General features: G+C 72.2%; 14 protein-coding genes. 4 read left to right on the forward strand and 10 right to left on the reverse strand.

The genetic code is table 11. The annotated features are described in order from the left end of the window. Positions 1-36: 36 nt before the first annotated feature. Positions 37-1,020: a hypothetical protein gene (locus tag OG444_RS38180; RefSeq protein ID WP_327266457.1), complete on the reverse strand. Its 984-nt coding sequence runs from the start codon at positions 1,018-1,020 to the stop codon at positions 37-39. A 31-nt stretch (positions 1,021-1,051) separates the two neighbouring features. After that, complete coding sequence (locus OG444_RS38185) at positions 1,052-4,177, reverse strand: amidohydrolase family protein (RefSeq protein ID WP_327266458.1); 3,126 nt, start codon at positions 4,175-4,177, stop codon at positions 1,052-1,054. Positions 4,178-4,368: 191 nt separating this feature from the next. Between OG444_RS38185 and OG444_RS38190 the strand changes: the two genes are divergently transcribed. Next, complete coding sequence (locus OG444_RS38190; protein WP_327266459.1) at positions 4,369-5,268, forward strand: aminoglycoside phosphotransferase family protein; 900 nt, start codon at positions 4,369-4,371, stop codon at positions 5,266-5,268. A 66-nt stretch (positions 5,269-5,334) separates the two neighbouring features. Here OG444_RS38190 and OG444_RS38195 read toward each other — a convergent pair whose 3' ends face one another. Both OG444_RS38195 and OG444_RS38200 read right to left on the reverse strand, forming a co-directional pair. Continuing rightward, positions 5,335-5,865, reverse strand: a complete 531-nt coding sequence (locus OG444_RS38195; protein WP_327266460.1) for a hypothetical protein — start codon at positions 5,863-5,865, stop codon at positions 5,335-5,337. Between the two features lie 126 nt (positions 5,866-5,991). Then, the gene (locus OG444_RS38200; protein ID WP_327266461.1) at positions 5,992-6,630 is read right to left on the reverse strand and encodes a sigma-70 family RNA polymerase sigma factor; all 639 of its coding nucleotides are present in this window, start codon (positions 6,628-6,630) and stop codon (positions 5,992-5,994) included. 78 nt (positions 6,631-6,708) lie between these two features. Here OG444_RS38200 and OG444_RS38205 point away from each other — a divergent pair, with 78 nt between their 5' ends. Beyond that, on the forward strand, positions 6,709-7,536 hold the full coding sequence (locus tag OG444_RS38205; RefSeq protein ID WP_327267058.1) for an alpha/beta fold hydrolase: 828 nt from the start codon (positions 6,709-6,711) through the stop codon (positions 7,534-7,536). A 110-nt stretch (positions 7,537-7,646) separates the two neighbouring features. Here OG444_RS38205 and OG444_RS38210 read toward each other — a convergent pair whose 3' ends face one another. The 6 genes from OG444_RS38210 to OG444_RS38235 all read right to left on the reverse strand — a co-directional run bounded on the left by OG444_RS38210 (position 7,647) and on the right by OG444_RS38235 (position 14,841). After that, positions 7,647-8,831, reverse strand: a complete 1,185-nt coding sequence (locus OG444_RS38210; protein WP_327266462.1) for a cytochrome P450 — start codon at positions 8,829-8,831, stop codon at positions 7,647-7,649. Continuing rightward, the gene (locus OG444_RS38215; protein WP_327266463.1) at positions 8,821-9,561 is read right to left on the reverse strand and encodes a tRNA-dependent cyclodipeptide synthase; all 741 of its coding nucleotides are present in this window, start codon (positions 9,559-9,561) and stop codon (positions 8,821-8,823) included. Before OG444_RS38215 ends, OG444_RS38210 begins: the two co-directional genes overlap by 11 nt. 342 nt (positions 9,562-9,903) lie before the next feature. Next, positions 9,904-11,175, reverse strand: a complete 1,272-nt coding sequence (locus OG444_RS38220; RefSeq protein ID WP_327266464.1) for a serine hydrolase domain-containing protein — start codon at positions 11,173-11,175, stop codon at positions 9,904-9,906. 89 nt (positions 11,176-11,264) lie between these two features. After that, complete coding sequence (locus OG444_RS38225) at positions 11,265-12,152, reverse strand: PhzF family phenazine biosynthesis protein (RefSeq protein ID WP_327266465.1); 888 nt, start codon at positions 12,150-12,152, stop codon at positions 11,265-11,267. A gap of 94 nt (positions 12,153-12,246) precedes the next feature. Beyond that, positions 12,247-13,080 carry a hypothetical protein gene (locus tag OG444_RS38230; RefSeq protein ID WP_327266466.1) on the reverse strand — a complete coding sequence of 278 codons (834 nt, stop codon included), beginning with the start codon at positions 13,078-13,080 and terminating at the stop codon, positions 12,247-12,249. 123 nt (positions 13,081-13,203) lie between these two features. Beyond that, on the reverse strand, positions 13,204-14,841 hold the full coding sequence (locus OG444_RS38235) for a carboxylesterase/lipase family protein (protein ID WP_327266467.1): 1,638 nt from the start codon (positions 14,839-14,841) through the stop codon (positions 13,204-13,206). A 202-nt stretch (positions 14,842-15,043) separates the two neighbouring features. Between OG444_RS38235 and OG444_RS38240 the strand changes: the two genes are divergently transcribed. Further along, positions 15,044-16,045, forward strand: a complete 1,002-nt coding sequence (locus tag OG444_RS38240; protein ID WP_327266468.1) for a MerR family transcriptional regulator — start codon at positions 15,044-15,046, stop codon at positions 16,043-16,045. 251 nt (positions 16,046-16,296) lie between these two features. After that, the gene (locus OG444_RS38245; protein ID WP_327266469.1) at positions 16,297-16,983 is read left to right on the forward strand and encodes a DUF4389 domain-containing protein; all 687 of its coding nucleotides are present in this window, start codon (positions 16,297-16,299) and stop codon (positions 16,981-16,983) included. Positions 16,984-16,997 lie beyond the last annotated feature (14 nt).

Below are 16,997 nucleotides of genomic sequence, written 5' to 3' on the forward strand. Positions count from 1 at the left end.
TGGGGCCGCCGAAGCGGCTGGTCAGGACAGCGGACACTACCCGCCGGACCGGCCGGGCGGCCACGCCGTTTTCCCCGGGGCCGGGGCCGGGGCCAGCGCGGTGCAGAGGCGGGCGAGCCAGTCACCGGCGGTGCCGTGCACCCCGGGGTGGTCCGCGCGAAACCGCTCCCACGCCTGCTCGTCCACCCGGACGCCGGCCAGGCACGGAGGCTCGGCGAGGAGCTGCCCCCGGCAGGCGTGCGCCAGCAGCACGGCGTCGTACAGGTCCTTGCACTGCGGGCCCTCCCCGGACGCCGCGTCCTGGCGCAGCCACCGCAGCTTCCAGGCCAGCGACAGCCCGCGGCTCGCCGTCCGCACCGCCGTGACCCCGCCGTCGCCGCGCGGGACGGCCGTCCAGACGGGTGCTTCGGGCAGCCGCTCGTCGTGGGAGAAGTCCAGTTGTGCCACGCCCACCGGGCCGGACTCCGCGCGCCACGGTATGAGGATCCTGACCCCGGCGGGCCCGTCCTCCGCGTGGGCGTACGCGTACGCCCAACTGCCGTCCCTGCTCGCCCCGTCCGCGTCGAGCAGGACGCCGGCAGCTGCCTGCGGTCGGGCGCGGACGAGTTCCAGCAGGTCGTCGTAGGGAGGGAAGCCGTCCGGCTCCGGCTCCGGTTGCCAGACCAGGCCCTCCGGCGGAACCTCCGCACGCAGCCCCCGCGTCTCGAACTCCTCCTCCCCGTCCGCCCAGATCTCGTAGCGGGCCGCTCCGTCGGCGGCCTCCGGCCACTGCTGCACGGCGTCGTACGCCGCGACGTACGGGTGGGGGTGCAAGGCGTCGACGGGGACGGGCGAGGGCGGCAGCACGACGAAGTCGAGGTCGCCCGGCGGCCGGGCCCGGCTACCGGCCCACGCGGGCATGACCATGCTGCCGCGCAGGACCAGGCCGTCGCCCCAGGCGGATTCCGCGATCAGCCGCAGGAGGTGGTCGAGGGCGGCGCGGCCGGGCCCGGCCGCCCCCACCCTGTCGTTCGCTTCCATCCCGCGACCCTAATTCCGGCCACTGACACCCCTACGCGTGCGGGCCGCAACAGCCGTCGCGCAGCATCTGGTCCAGGACCGTCCGCCAGTCGTCCGTCTCCGGGGCCTCCGGGGCCTCCGGGGGCGACGGGGTGAAGGCACGTTCCAGGAGAGGGAGTTCACCGACGCGCCCGCCGCGGACGGTCCCCCGTACCCGGACCAGGTCGTCGAAGTCGGTGAAGGGGTCGCCGTCGACCAGGGTGAGGTCCGCGATCCGGCCGGGTTCGACGGTGCCGAGCCGGTCCGCGACGCCGAACATCCGGGCCGGGGTCCGGGTCACCGTCGTCAGGGCCTGCGCCGGTGTCAGACCGTACCGGTGCAGGGCCCGCAGCGCGAGGTGGAGATGGAGGCCGACCGGGGTGAGCGGCGCGTCGGTGCCGAGCGCCAGCCGACCGCCGTCCTCGATGACGCGCCGGTAGACGCCGACCTCCCGCTCCAGGGCGGCAGCCTGCTCCGCACTCGGCGGCCCGGCGGCCGCGGCCCGCACGGCCGCCACGTCCCACGGCGGCATCAGGGACGTCACCCGGGCGTCATCGGCGAGGGCAGGATCGGCGCCGAGCAGCGGGAGCGCCGTGAAGGGCGTGGCGACGAGATCGAAGACGCCGTGCGTGTACACCTCCAGGGTGTCCTGGTAGGTGTGCCCCCGCGGGCTCGCCCCGTGCCCGTACTCGGCACGCTCCGTCGCCACCAGATGCGTGGTCAGGTCCTGGCCGGACCGGATCCCGGGGGCGCACAGATGGGAGCCGGCCAGGACGCCGAGCCGCTCGTGCGCGAAGCGGGCGGCCTCGGCCATGTACGAGTAGGGCGCCCGTACGTACGTCTTGACGAAGTCCCAGTCCAGCGCCTCGGCCCGGGCCAGTGAGCGGGCGAACCCCGCACGCGTGCGATGGGCACGCCCCATGCTGTAGGCGACCCTTGAGCCGTCGAGGAGCTCTCCGCCCGCCAGCAGCCGGGGCGCGGCGAGCCGCCCGGCACGGATGTCCTCGCGCAGCCGGGCCTGCTCGTAGGCGGAACCGCCGAGCGAGACGACGGTCGTGACCCCGTAGGCGAGGTGCAGCGCGCCCTGGCGCGCCCCGTACGTGTAGGGGTACGGGTGGACGTGCGAGTCCCACAGGCCCGGCAGGACCGTGCCGTCGGAGGCGTCCACGGTGCGGGTGGCGCGGCGGCCCCTGCGGTGCGGCTCGACGGCGGTGATCCGGCCGCCGGAGATCAGGATGTCGACGTCGGCGCGGGGCGGCGAGCCGGTGGCGTCCCACAGCAGTCCCGCGTGCACCACGGTGTCGACCGGTGCGGGGCGCCGGTGGGTCAGGGCGACGGGTACGGTCCTGGGCGCACCGGCCGGTGCTCCGGAGCCGTCCAGGGTGAGCAGGCGCAGCCGGGCGCAGGACTGGTAGAGCAGGGTCCGGGAGTCCGCGGACCACGAGGGGTGGTCGGCGGGCTCGTCGGCCAGGAGGCGTGCCGGGCCGGCCGGGGTGCCGTCCGGGCCGACCGGCAGCAGCCAGAGCGCCGATTCGCCGACGCAGGCCAGGAAGCGGCCGTCGGGGGACCAGACCGGGCCGGAGGCGTAGCGGTCCGAGAGAGAGGCGTGCGGGGCGAGCGCGTGCAGGCGGGCGGCCCCGGTGGCGGTGTCGACGACGCGGATGAGGTTGTACCCCTCGCGGAAGCGCCGGCTGAGCCGGTTCCGGTCGCACAGGGCGAGGTACCGGCCGTCGGGCGACCAGCTGGGCGGGCCGGGCAGCCCTCCGCCGCCGAGGGCCGCGACGAGGGGGGTCTCGGTCCCGGTCGCGAGGTCGCGGACGAGGAGCCGCCCGGCGAGGTCGAGGGCTGCGAGCCGCTTGCCGTCCGGCGACAGCACCCCGTAGACGCGGCCGCCCGGGGCGAGGACGCTCTCGCGGCCGCCATCGACTTCCCGGCGGCGCACGGTGTTCAGCCCGTCGCGGTCGTCGGTGTAGACGAGGGAGCGGCCGTCCGGGCTCCACACCGGCCCCTGGACGTAGGCGGTGACGGGAGCCTGGAGGATCTTGCGGGGCGCCCCGCCTGAGACGGGTGCGACCCAGAGCGCGTTGAGAGCGGCGAAGGCGATGCTGCGGCCGTCGGGGGAGAGGGCCGGCAGGTGGATGCCCCGCACCGGGAGGCTCCGTTCGGCCTCCAGGACGTACTCCTTGAACCGGAAGCGGGGGCGCGGCACTTCGAGGGTGGCGTCGAGGGGGATCACCCGGTCGGCGGCGCCGTCCCGGTGGGGGCGGATCACCCGGAAGCGGCCGTCGAGGGTGATCAGCAGTCGGTCGTCGCCGAGCCAGCGCGGTGGGGCGGGCGCGAGATCGCCGTCGAGGGGGACCGGACGGCCGTCCGCGAACAGCGAGAGGTTCTCGGCCTTGCGGGGGCCGGGAGCCGCGGACAGCCAGGCGGTGCGTCCGGCCGGGGAGAGCGCGGGGGCCAGGAGCCTGCCGTCGGCGACGGTGTGCTCCACCGTCACCGTCCCCGCGGCGCCGGGCTCCGCGGCCACGGAGGCGAGGGTCCGGGCGGTCAGGGTTTCGCCGGTGGGGGTGCCGCGTACGAACAGCACGCGCGAGCCGTCCGGCGACCAGACCGGGTCGAAGTCCTCCCACTCCCCGTCCTGGCCGGGACCGTCCTGCCCCGGCAGGCCCGTCAGCCGGCGCGGGGGGCCGCCGGTCACGGCGACGGTCCAGATCCGGTACGGGCTCCCGGCCACCGGATCACCACCGCGTTCGGAACAGAAGGCGAGGCTGCGGCCGTCGGGCGACCAGGCGGGCGCGCGGTGGTCGAAGGGGCCGTCGGTGAGCGGGCGCAGGCCGGAGCCGTCCGCGTTCATCACCCAGATGTGGAAGGCGCCCCCGCGGTAGGCGCTCATCGCCACCCGGCGGCCGTCGGGCGAGAACACCGGTCGGCCGGGTTCCAGGTCGGGCGGGGTCAGCGGCGTCGCGGGACCGCCGTCCGGGGGCAGTGACCAGAGGACGCCCTGCACCTCGGCGACGACCCGCTCCCCGGTGGCCGTGGCGGTGGCCGCCCCGTTGGTGGCCCGGGTGAAGCGCAGTCGGACCGGTTCCCCGGCGGCGCCGTCGGGGGCGGCGGCCGCCGCGGACGAGCGGCCGAGCACCGCCGTCAGGGCTCCCGCCGAAGCCGCCTGCAGAACGGTCCTTCGCGCAACTCGCAACCCGACCACTCGCCCCGTCCGTCGATGACTGCCCGTGATGTCCTGTCAGCGACCCAAACGATCACGGCGCCGGTTCGGCAACGGCGGCGAAAAGGGTTTGACCCGTGCCGTCGCCGGCGATCGGATGGCGTTCCATGGATACAGCACAGATGCATCCCGGCACGCACCCCGTCGACGAGGACCTCGTACGCCGTCTGATCGCCGCGCAGTTCCCCCGGTGGGCCGGGCTGACCGTGGAGCGGTTCCCGTCGGGCGGCACGGTCAACGGCATGTACCGGCTGGGCGACGGCATGGTCGTACGGCTGCCGATGCTGGCGAGCGGGGCCGGGGACGTGTCGACGGAACGGGAGTGGCTGCCCCGCCTCGCGCCCCGGCTGCCCACGGCCGTCCCCGAGGTGCTCGGGGCCGGCGAGCCCGCGCACGGGTATCCGTGGGCGTGGTCGGTGTACGGGTGGCTGGCGGGGGAGAACCCCGTGGCCGGGGCGCTGAGCGAGCCCGTCGCGCTGGCCGGTGACCTGGCCGGGTTCGTGGCGGCGATGCGGAGCATCACTCTGCCGGGGGCGCCGCAGGCGTACCGCGGAGGGCCGCTCGGCTCGCTCGACGCGGCTACCCGGGCGGCGATCGGGCAATTGCGGGGGATACCGCAGGAGGGTGTCGACTGCGATGCGGTGGCCGCCGTATGGGAGGACGCGCTGCGCGCCCCGGAGTGGGACGGGCCGCCGGTGTGGCTGCACGGCGATCTGATGCCGGGCAATGTGCTGGTGACCGGGGGCAGGCTGACCTCGGTCATCGACTTCGGGTGCATGGGGGTGGGCGATCCGGCCTGCGATCTGTTCCCGGCGTGGAACCTGCTGCCGGCCGGTGCGAGGACGGTCTTCCGGGAGGCGCTCGGCGTGGACGACGCGACCTGGCGGCGCGGCCGGGGGCGGACGCTCTCGCAGGCGGTGATCGCGCTGCCGTACTACCGCACGACGAACCCGGCGATGGCGGACAACGCCCGGCATGTGATCAGGGCGGTGCTGGGAGAGGACTGACGACGCCGCGGGCCGGAAAGGCGGGGGCGCCGGTGATGCCGCTCCCGCCGTCCGGCCGCGTACCGGTCAGGAACTGGCGGCGGACGTGCAGGCCGAGCTGCCGCCGCAGAAGGTGACGTCCCAGTGGTTGCTCTCCCGGGCGTAGACGTTGCCCGCGGCGGAGCGGTAGCGGGCGGCGCCGTCGCCGCGGTTGGCGATCCGGGTGAAGCTGCCGGTGACGTAGTTGCTGACGCAGGAGGACGGGTTGAAGTCGATCTTGTAGCCGTTCCAGTGGCTGTAGGTGCCGGAGGCGTGGCCCACCTCGGTCCCGCCCGTGATGGTGAGGGTGCAGTTGCTCGCCCTGCGCAGGGTGGTGACGTCACTGATCGTCGCGGCGTTGACCTGCTCCAGCGAGGTGCAGGTGCTGTTGTTCCGGTTGCTGCAACCGCCACTGGAGGACAGGCCGATGCCGCCCGTCGCGTTCAGCCTGCTCACGGCGGACGCATGGCTGAGCTTCGCCGGTGCGGCGTGGGCGGTGCCGGGAACGAGCAGGGCGACGAGGGCGGTGGTGGTGCCGACGAGGCCGGTGGCGAGGGTGCTGCGGACGCGGCTGCGCATGAGGATCCCTTCGGTCGGATCGGCGTGCTGGCAACACCCAGTTCAGCAGCGGGAGTCGATCCTGGCCAGGCCGCACCGGCCGCCCGTCCGGCTCTCTCCGACACTCTCCGGCGCCGGACGGACGGGTCAGCGCTCGCGCTCGCCCGAGAGCCGCTGCTCCTGGAGCCGGTCGCGCTGCAACTGGTGGGCGAGGGTGCGGCGTACCGCGGCCGGCACCGTTGCCGTCGTGGCGGCCGTCGGCTTCGGCGGGACGTCGAGGGCGCGGCTGATGACGTCGTAGGCGGCCCGCAAGTCCGCGGGCAGCTCCGCCCGGTGCGTCATCAGGTCCTCTTCGAGGAGGCGCCGCAGCTCGTCGACGGTCCGGGAGGTGAAGCGCTTGCGGCCCCGGGCGAGGGCGTCGACGCAACGGGTGCAGCGCGCGGCGTCGAGGGATTCGGCGACCACCTCGGCAAGCCCCCAAAGCCGTCCTTCGAGCCACGGCGTGTCGTGCTGGTCGAGGTCGAGGTCGAGCCCGACCGGGGGCGCGGCGGCGTCGACCGCGTACTTCGCCACCTGCTTGGACACGGCGGGCTGACTCATGTCGGCGATCCGGGCGATCCTGTCCTGGGTCCAGCCGAAGCCGGCGAACAGCTTGATCATCTCCGTGCGCAGCTTCCGCATCTCCTCGCCCGCGCGGATGACCTCGTTCATCCCGGCGAGCATCCGCGCGGCCTGCTCCTCGGTCAGCGTCCCGGGCATCTGGTGCGTACTCTCTCGGCCTGCCACGACACGGTTATACACCGGGACGCAGCCATCGTCATAACCAGGTTGTACAACCAGGTTATGACTGACAGGGTCCGTGCCATGCCCACCTTCACCGCACCCGACGGCACCCGGCTCGCCTACCGCGTGGAGGGAAGCGGCGACCCGGTCGTCTGCGTCCCTGGAGGCCCCGTCGGCTCCGCCTACCTCGGAGACCTCGGCGGACTGTCCGCGCACCGGCGGCTGATCGCCCTGGACCTGCGCGGCACCGGCGGGTCCGCCGTGCCCGAGGACACCTCCTCCTACCGCTGCGACCGCCTCGTCGAGGACATCGAGGCCCTGCGCGGACACCTCGGCGCCGCCCGGATCGACCTGCTCGCCCACTCGGCCGGCGCCAACCCCGCGATGCAGTACGCGGCCCGGTACCCGGACCGCGTGCGCAGGCTCGCCCTGATCGCCCCCGGCACGCGCGCCGTCGGCATCGACATCTCCGGGGAGACCCGGCGGGAGCTCGCGCGACTGCGCGAGGGCGAGCCGTGGTTCCCGGCCGCCTTCGCCGCGCTGGAGGCGATCAGCGAGGGCAGGGACGGCGACCCGGAGGCCCTCGGCCCCTTCTTCCACGGCCGGTGGGACGCCGCGGCCCGGCGGCACCACGCAGCCTCCCGGCCGGACAACGCGGAGGCCGTCAGGCTCTTCGGGGCCGAGGGCGCCTTCGACCCGCAGGCCACGCGCGCGGCGCTCGCCGTCTGCGGGACGCCCACGCTTCTGCTCGCGGGGGAGTTCGACGTGAACAGCCCGCCGCGGTCGGTCGCCGAGTGCGCCGGGCTGTTCCCCGACGCCACCCTCGTCGTGCAGCGCGGGGCGGGGCACTACCCCTGGCTCGACGACGCCGCCCGGTTCGTGGCGACCACCGCGGCCTTCCTGCAGTAGTACGGGCCCCCGCGCGGGGCGGGATGCGGCCCGGGCAGGGCGATGGCCCCGGCAGGATTCCCCCCGGCCGGGGCCATCACCGGGCAGGCGCGCCGCGCGCGCCGACGCGACTACCAGAGCACGGGCAGGCGCTCCGGGATGCGCTTCATGAAGCGGGTGCGCCACACGAGCTGGTCGACCGGCACGGCGAGGGCGAGGTTCGGCATCTTCTCCAGGAGTACCTCGATGGCGATCTCGGTGTGCCGCTTGCCGAGAGCCGTGGCCGGGCAGTAGTGCTGGCCGCCGCCGAAGGAGAGGTGCGTGCCGGCGTTCGGCCGGTCGATGTCAGCGACGTGGGGGTCGGGGTACACGTCCGGGTCCGTGTTGGCGGCCTCGACCAGGACGAGCATGAGCTCGCCCTTCTTCACCTCGACGTCGCCGAGGGTGAGGTCCTCGAGGGCGAGCCGGGGCAGGCCGTCGGCGATCGACAGGTTGATGCGCAGGAGTTCGTCCACGGCGGCCGGGATCTTCTCCGGCTCCTTGCGCAGCCGCTCCCACATCTCGGGGTTCTGGAGGAGCGAGACGATCGCCATGGTCAGGAACCCCATGGTGGAGATGACTCCCGCGCCGAACAGCGTGACACCCACGGTGGCGAGCATCTCGTCCGTCAGGTGGTCGTAGTCGGGGTCGTTGCGCAGCGCGGCGAGCTCGGCGATCAGGCCGGTGGTGGTGGGGTCGTCGAGGCGCTCCACCATGTAGGCGATGTCCCGGTCCCAGTTGAGCTTGGCGCCGGTGACCGGGCAGGCCGAGTTCATGAACGCGATGTCGAGGCTGGCGGCCAGGCGCGGTGCGTCGGACTCGGGGATGCCGAGGATGCGGCAGTGCAGGTTCTCGGCGTACGGGTTGGTGAACTGGCCGCGCAGATCGACCGGCGCCCCGTGGCTCAGGAGGCTGTCGACCAGGGCGGTGGCCTGGTCGCGCATCCAGCCGGTGAGGCCGTCGGTCTTCGGGTTGATCGCCTTGAGGACGGCCTTGCGCAGCCCCGCGCCGGTGATGTTGCCCATGTTGTTGACGACCTCGGGCGGGATCGTCAGCGCGTACTGGCGGGGAACACCGGGCGCCGAGGTGTCCTTGAGGCTGAACCGGGGATCCTCCAGGACCTGCTTGGCCAGCGGATAGGAGGAGACGAGCCAGGCTTCGTCCCCGGCTATGGTGCGAACCCGCTTCACCGGTTCGCTGCGCAGCTCCTCGATCTCGGGCGGGAGCTGGTCGCCGCGCGCGGAGAACGGGAAGTCGAGCAGGGTGTCAGTGGACATCGGGAACTCCTTCGGCGGGGGTGATGATGGCGTGGCCCTGGTTGCGCGAGGCGCGCAGGCCCGAGCCGCGTGAGTAGAGCAGTTCCGCCATGGGCAGGAGCTGGTGGTAGCAGTTGAGGGAGGACGGCACGCCGAGGATGGCCGGCGTGTCGAGGAAGAGCGGAGCCTCGGCACAGACGTACTCCAGGCACACGTCACGCTGCCGGGTGGTGGCGGCCTTGCCGTTCAGCACCTTGGAGGAGAGAAACGCGTCGACGAGTGAGTTGCAGGTCTCGCGGAACTCCGGGTCGATGTCGATCAGGTTCGTCAGGTGGTTGTGGAGCGTGCGGTACGCCGGAATGTCCGTGAGGGAGGACATCGGGCGGGCACGGAGGCGGACGCCGGTGGGGTCGGCTTCGGCAGCGGCGTTGTTGACCTTGGCGCGGACTCCGCGCAGGTTCTTCACCGCTTTGCGTCGTGCTTCGTCCTCGCCGTAGCCCAGGGCCTCGTACATCTCGGCCACGTGCAGGTCGGTGTAGATGAGGTCGACCTGCTCGAAATTGCGCATGCCCCAGTGGGCGAGGTCGATGACACGTTGGGCCGAGAAGTAGCTGTTCCCCGGGGAAATGCCAATGACGGCATGATCGCCTTCGGTGCTGATCACCTGGCAATGCGGGGTGTACGGCCGGACTGTGAAGACTTCGGTTGCTGTCGTCAACAGGGGTCGGGTCCTTTGCGCCGCAAGTCCCATGGGGCCCTGTGCCCCGGGTGTGGCGGCGACGTGAGGGAAAGCTACCTGAACTGTGTGCGACCTTCCATGTCTCCTGGGTAGTAACTCATCTGTCGGACAACACCGTTGACCCGGGCATCTTTTACCGGTGTCGATCCGGCCCCGACGGGAGCCCGCTGACCGCGATTTGTGGGCAGTTTCCGGACCGGGCGCACTCTGTGGCAATCGGTCGGCCGACAGGAATTCCACATGGCCCATTCCTGGCGGTGGTTGTCGCTGATGGATCCTCAATCCGCTATCAGGAGCGCGAATTCACGGACGGGCCGTCGGCGTGTTCGTTCCGGGCACTGCGGAAGGCGCGGCTCAGCCGGCCTTGGGGGCGACCGGCTTGTGACCGGGGTACACGTGGTCGGGGCTCACGATCGAGGTGACCGCCTCGCCGAACAGCGTGCTGGGCTCCTGACCCTTGTACAGGCTGTCGGTGTTGAGGACGATGACCATCGTCGCCTGAGCCTGCGGCAGGTAGACGGGCAGCACCTCGTAGCCCGGGATCGAGCCGTTGTGGCCGATCCAGCCCTGGACGTTGAAGATGCCCAGCCCGTATCCGGCACCCGGAATGTCCATCGGGGTGGTCTTCAGGCGCTCGGCCTGGGTCTCAGGCTTCAGCAGCGTGCCGGTCGCGAGGGTGCGGGCCCAGCTGCGCAGGTCCTGCAGGTCGGAGACCATTTCCCCGGCGGCCCATGCCCAGGAGGGATTCCAGTGGGTCGAGTCCTCGACCTTGCCCGAGGCCGTCTGGTCGGTGTAGCCGTGCGCGTAGGGATCGGGGAGGGCCGGGCTCGTGGGGAACACCGTGCGGCGCAGCCCGGCCGGCCCCAGGACGTCCTTGGTGATGACGTCGTGGAGCGGCCGACCGGTGATCTTCTCCACGACCAGGCCGAGCAGGATCAGGTTGGTGTTGCTGTAGTCGAACTCCGCGCCGGGCTCGAACAGCACGGGGTGCTTGAAGGCGACGTCGAGCAACTGCTGCGGCGTGAACGACCGTTCCGGCTCCTCCTCGAACGCCTTGACGAAGTCATCGTCCAAGGTGTAGTTGAAGAGGCCGCTGCGCATGCCCGCCAGTTCGCGCAGGGTGATCCGGTCGCCGTTCGGAACCCCTGTGACGTAGGTGCCGATGTGGTCGTCCAGGGACACCTTCCCCTGGTCGACCAGCTGGAGGAGCGCGGTGACCGTGAACGTCTTGGTCTCGCTGCCGATGCGCACATGGAGGTCGCTCGTCATGGGCGCGCCGTTCGCCTTGTCCGCCACGCCGAAGGACCGTACGTAGCTCCCCTTGCCGGGAGCCCACAGGCCGACCGTCACACCGGGCACCTGTGCCACGCGCATGACCTCACGCACGGCTGCGTCCAGTTGCGCCGCGACGGCCGGTGTGAGCCGGACGAACTCCGAGTCGGCGTCCGGGAACGGCGTGGAAGGGGACGTGGGAGTGGGGGTGGGGGTGGGGGCGGCAGAGACGGGAGCGGACCGCTGGGGGACGGCCGACCCGTACGCGGATCCCGCGACCGCCGGGGCGATGAGCACTCCTGCCGCGGCAGCTGCCGCGCAGGCCCGGCGCAGCCGGATGGGGGTTGGCTTCACGGCATGGTCTCCTGCCGTCCGAGGACCCGGGCAACATCCTCAGCGTAGGTCCGGGTGACTCCGGTCGCGAGGCGAGCCGTCCGCCGCCGTCATGCCCCGGACCGGCGGGCCCGGACCGGCGGGAGCTCGTGGAGGCGCCCCTCCGCCACGAGGGCGACGCCGCCTCCCACGCGTACCGAGCGGATGTCCCGGCCGTGGCCATCGGCGCTGATGGTCATCTCACCGGTGCGCCCGGTGAACCGGCCCTGGCGCAGGAGGCTCGGCTCACCGGATCCGATGCGGCCGTGGCTGCGCAGGTACGCGGCGACGCATCCCGCACCGCTGCCGGTGGCGACGTCCTCCAGGATCCCGTCGTTGGTCCAGTGCCTCCCCTCCATGGCCGTACCGTCCAGCAGGTAGGCGAAATCGGCGCCGAGGCGGGCGAGCGGCCCGTCGAGGGGCTCGACGACGCGGGCGCGGGCCAGCGCGTCACCGCGTACGGGGAGCACCAGGTAGCGCAGGCCCGTGGAGACGACCTCCGGGGGCAGGGCCGGGTCCAGGTCGGACGGCTCGAGGGCGAACAGGGCGGCCAGGTCCTCCGGGCCGGGCCGGCCGAGGAAGGCGGCCGGTCCCTGGTCGAGGAGGCCCGCGAACCGGCCGGGGCCCCGGCGGTCGGTGGTGACCTCGACCGACCGGGCCGGCAGCCGCAGGGTCCAGGCCTCGTGGTCCGTGGCGCCGTGGAGAGCGTGCAGGACTGCGGCGGCGCCGATGAGGGGGTGCCCGGCGAAGTCCAGTTCCCCCTCCAGGTCGAAGACGCGCGCCCGCCGACCGTGCCCGGATTCGCCGTCGCGCATCAGGAAGACGGACTCGAAGTGCCGCATTTCCCGGGTGATGGCCAGCATCCGGGCGCCGGTCAGCGCGTCGGCCCCGGGGAACACCGCAAGGCTGTTGCCGTTGTAGGGGCGGTCGGTGAAGACGTCGACGTGGTGGTAGCGCATGGCGGCGACGCTACCGGGCAGGGGCCGTGCGGTCCGCAGCGGCGTTACGGAACGACCGCGTCGTCGTCCGGGGGCGGGGCCCGGGAGCCGGAGGTCAGCGGCCCAACGCCGTGCGCAGGGTGATCCCGTAGCGGATGCGCAGGCGCCGTACCTCCCAGACGGAGAGCGCGGTCACCGACAGCGGGCCGCCGAGCATGAAGGTGTAGAGCACCTCCGGCGGTGCGGCGACGTCTGGGCCGGTGAAGACCTGGAAGGCGAAGAGCGACCAGACCAGCAGGGGAGAGATGAGCGCCGGGAGCAGCTGGTGCACGTCCGCGACCCGCAGGCACACCAGGACACAGGCCAGGGCGGAGACGAGCGTGAAGAAGGAGGAGCCGAGCAGCAGGACGAGGGCGGCGATCCAGCCGACGACCAGGACCAGGAAGGCCAGCACGGAGGAGAAGAACCCGGAGCCGGTGATCGCGGAGAAGAATTCCTTGAGGTCCCCGCCGCTGATCAGGTCGCCCTTGAGGGTCGTGAAGGACAGCCACATGCAGGCGGGGCCGCTGACGAGAAGGAAGGCCGCGCTCATCGGCCTGCGCAGCCGCTCGGCGAAGTCGCGGCGTCTGTCCGGGGTGCTCGCGACGAGGAACGCAGTGATGCCGATGACGCTGCCGACCGCCAGGATGCCGCAGGAGAGGCCCAGTTCGACGAGCTTGCCGAGGACGAACTCGCCGCCGCCGCCGCTCAGCGGGTAGGCCACCACCAGCCAGACGGCGGCGGTCAGGCCGAGGACCGTCCGCGCGCGCTGCATCCAGGTGATGAGCCCGTCCTCGACGTGCTCGGCCATGGGGGAGTAGTCGAACTCCACCGTCCAGGACCTGAAGAACGCCTTCAGCGCGCCGCCGGGCGCCGTCCGGTTCCCGATGATGACTCTGGTCCCGCTCACTTGCTCTCTCCCCGTGCAACACCTGTGCCGCGCCCGCTCCGTGGGGCAGGCGTGCACCGCCACGGACGTCGAACACCCTAACGGTCGGCGATCAAGCTCCTGCCCGCCGGGGAGCAGTACGGTTCATCGGGCCACGCGGCCCCAGAACGAGCAGTGGTGGGCGGCACCGACATCGACGGGGCGGATCCCGCCCGGTCCGGGAGCCAGTGACTGCACCGAGCGCGTGTCGGGTGACGAGGGGCGCTGGACGGGCCAGAGCGGCGCGCCGGGGGAGTTCGGGTCTCCTGTGCGCGCGAAGTTCGTCCAGTACCCGGTCATCCGGTCGGAGAGCTCGCGTTGGGCGTCGTCCAGCGGTTTCCCGGTGGGGAAGGAGGTGAACAGGAACGGCATCTCGAACCCGTGTGCCGCGCCGTAGGGGAAGCCGGGGTTCGCCGGCAGACCTGCGAGGACGGGAGCGTCCACATCGTTGAACTCGTAGCCGTAGAGGGGGAGTCCGGGCGCGTGAGCGGCCATGGCGCGGGCCGCCTCCAGTGTGGTGCACGTGAAGGACCGGTCGGTCAGCACCGCGGCCCAGGCCAGTGCGGGCGTGGGGTGCTGTGCTGCCGGATACCGCTCCTCGACGGCCGGGGCCGCCGGCCCGAAGGCGTCCACCAGGCGGGCGCGGTAGTCCTCCTCGGTACGGATGGGGAACGCGGCCAGCGACAGGCCGACGAACATCCGCATCTCGTCGTGATTGGTGCCCTGGAGGACCGGCACGCGGTGGAAGCGTCCCGAGGTCATCGCCAGGTCCGGCGCCACGGGCAGCAGTGGGTTGCCGAAGGCGGGCCGGTTGAAGGACTGCATCAGCTGCGTGGTGGCGAGGCGGTCCGTGCTCTGACCGCGCAGGCACGCCAGCACCTCGTCCCGGCCGCCCGTCGCGCAGCCCAGACCCCGGGCGGCTTCCGTACCGGCCGCCTGGACAGCGTGCTGGGAGGCGAAGGGCTCGTACGCCGGAGTTCCGGGTCCGAGGGCACCTCGGGGGAAGGATGTGAAGCAGGAACCGCTCTGGAGCACGGCCCGCCGGAAGAGGCCGGCGGCCGTCGGCGAGGTGAGGTGTGCACAGATGCCGAGGGCCCCCGCGGACTCGCCGAACAGCGTGACACCGGCCGGGTCACCGCCGAAGCGCTCGGCGTTCGCCTTCACCCAGCGCAGTGCGGCCTGCTGGTCCGCCAGGCCGAACGGCGGGGCGGAGCCCAGCACCGGGTGGCCGAAGTAACCGAAGACCCCCAGGCGGTAGTTGACCGTGACGACGACCGCGTCGCCCCGTACTGCCAGTGATCCGGCGTCGTAGTCGTTGCCGGACCCGCCCAGGAACGCACCGCCGTGCAGCCACACCAGCACGGGCCGCTTCTGTCCGGCCAGCCTGGAGGCCGGTGTCGTGACGTTGAGGTAGAGGCAGTCCTCGGACCCGATGACCGCTCCCGCACCCGGCGCCGGCATCTGTACACAGGGCTGAGCCGCAGTGGTCGCATCGCGGACGCCGTGCCAGGGGGCAGCAGGCGACGGGGCCCGCCAGCGCAGCGGTCCGGTCGGCGGAGCGGCGTAGGGAACACCGCTGAAGGCCGTGTACGAGCCGTGCGACACGCCGCGTACCAGGCCGCGGTCGGTCCGTACGACGGTGCCGTTCTGCCCCGAGGAGTACGGGGAACCGGGTGGTGCGGCGGACGCCGGCAGGGCGGTGGCCATGAGGAGGGCCAGCGCGCAGAGCAAGGGGAAGAGCACCGCGCGGAGCGGGTGACGTCGGCACGGACGCGGTGCTGTCGTGGTCGGGGACATGCGTATCCACCGTTCCTGGTCGGACGGGATCGGACGGGACGGAGGGGATCGGGCGAGGCCCGGGCGGCGGGCACCGTGGCCCGTTCGTCCCGATGCGCTCGGTTCTCCGTACGCTAGGACCTCCCCCGCGCTGGAGATTCAAGGGACTATGACGCACGACACATGGAGCATCGGTGAACTCGCGGCCGGAACGGGCGTCCCGGTGAAGACCCTTCGCTACTACTCCGACAGCGGTCTGCTGCCCGTGGCCGGCCGCAGCACCGGCGGTCATCGCCGCTACGGCCCGGATGCGTGGGAGCGGATCCGCCTGATCCGACGCCTGCGGGCGCTGGACACTCCGATCGCGAGCATCACGCAGGTGGTCACCGGGGAGCGCGCCCTCGGCGAACTCGTGGCGACCGAGCTCGAAGCCGTGGAGGAACGGCTGACCGAACTGCGGTGGCGCCAGGCCACGCTGATGTCCCTCGACGACTGCACGGGTGACGAACGGCTCCGGCGCCTCGAGATCCTCTCGCGCGTGCAGCGGCTCCCCGAGGCCCATCGCAGCCTCACCGATCACTGGTACCGCCAACTGTCCGCGACCATGCCCGAGCACCGGCTCGACATCATGATCGCGATGCTGTCACCGGGCCCGCCGCAGGACCCCGATCCGGCCTCGGCCCTGGCCTACGCCGAGCTTCATCTGCTCGTCGCCACCCCCGGTTTCACCTGCTGGACCCAGGACCACGAGGAAGAGATGCGGGACGCCCCGGCCTTCTACGGGGAGATCGACGAGGCGGCTGCCCTGACGGCCGCCGCGGTGGCACGGGGTCTGCCGCCCGGCCCGGGGGACGCGGTGAACGCCTTCGTATCCGCCCATGCACGGGCCCGGCGGGAGTCGGACACCCCCGCCTTCCGCACGTACCTGCATCAGCTGGTGTCCAGGTCATCCGGCTTCGACCCCCGCCTGGAACGCTACTGGGCCCTGGTCGGCACAGCGACCGGCGGGCGCGTGCTCAATATGACGGTGGCTCATCAATGGCTGACCGAAGGGCTGTCGATATCGATCTCCGGCGACAGAGACAGAGACAGAGACAGAGACAGCGAAGGCGAAGGCGACAACGGCAGCGCGAGGCCGGGCAGGAACGCCCCGGCGGGCCGGGCGGGATAGCACCTCCCGGAACTTCGTGGCTCGACAGCGGCGACCAGCCGGCCCCGGGCCCCGTATTCCCAGGTCCGATGGGCTGCCGAAGCCTGGGTTCCGGATACAGCCGGCCGTCAAGCCACGTGTTCTCGTGTCACGCGATCCCGTGGCAGGCGGGTATCCGGCCGCCGGGGCTCAATGAGAGGGCGGCTCACGCGGAGCACACGCACTGCGGGCCGTATCGAAGCGAGCCCCGTGCGAGAAAGGATGTGGCAGCGATGATTGCTTCCGTCCACCCCCTGCGTGTCGAAGCGAACCTCGATCCCGGACTGACCCGATGGATGTGGCTGGTGAAGTGGATCCTCGCCATCCCGCACTATGTCGTCCTGCTCTTCCTGCAGATCGCGTTTCTGCTGCTGAGCGTCATCGCGTTCTTCGGCATCCTCATCACCGGCAGCTACCCCAGACCGCTCTTCGACTTCAACGTCGGCGTCATACGCTGGAGCACACGCGTCAGCTATTACTCCTCCGCGGTGCTCGGAACCGACGACTACCCGCCGTTCACCCTCAAGGACGTGCCCGACTACCCGATACGCGTCGAGGTCGCCTACCCCCAGCGGCTGTCCCGCGGACTGGTCCTGGTCAAGTGGCTCCTCGTCATACCGCAGTTGTTCGTGGTCGTACTGCTGGTCACCAGCGGCTGGAACGCCTGCCGGTACATCGAGGACTACAGCCCCTTCTCCTCTGGGCTCATCGGCCTGCTCACCCTCGTTGCCGTGGTGGTCCTGGCATGTACCGGGAGCTACCCGCGCGCCCTGTTCGACCTGCTCATGGGTCTCACGCGCTGGATATTGCGGGTGGTCGTCTACGCCACCCTCATGACCGACGCGTACCCGCCCTTCCGGCTCGACATGGGAGGGAACGAACCCAACGCAGGGGTGCCGCAGCCGGCGGGCGCCGGCTGACGGGGACGGACGGC

The organism is Streptomyces sp. NBC_01232 (genome assembly GCF_035989885.1).
Taxonomy (GTDB): Bacteria; Actinomycetota; Actinomycetes; order Streptomycetales; family Streptomycetaceae; genus Streptomyces.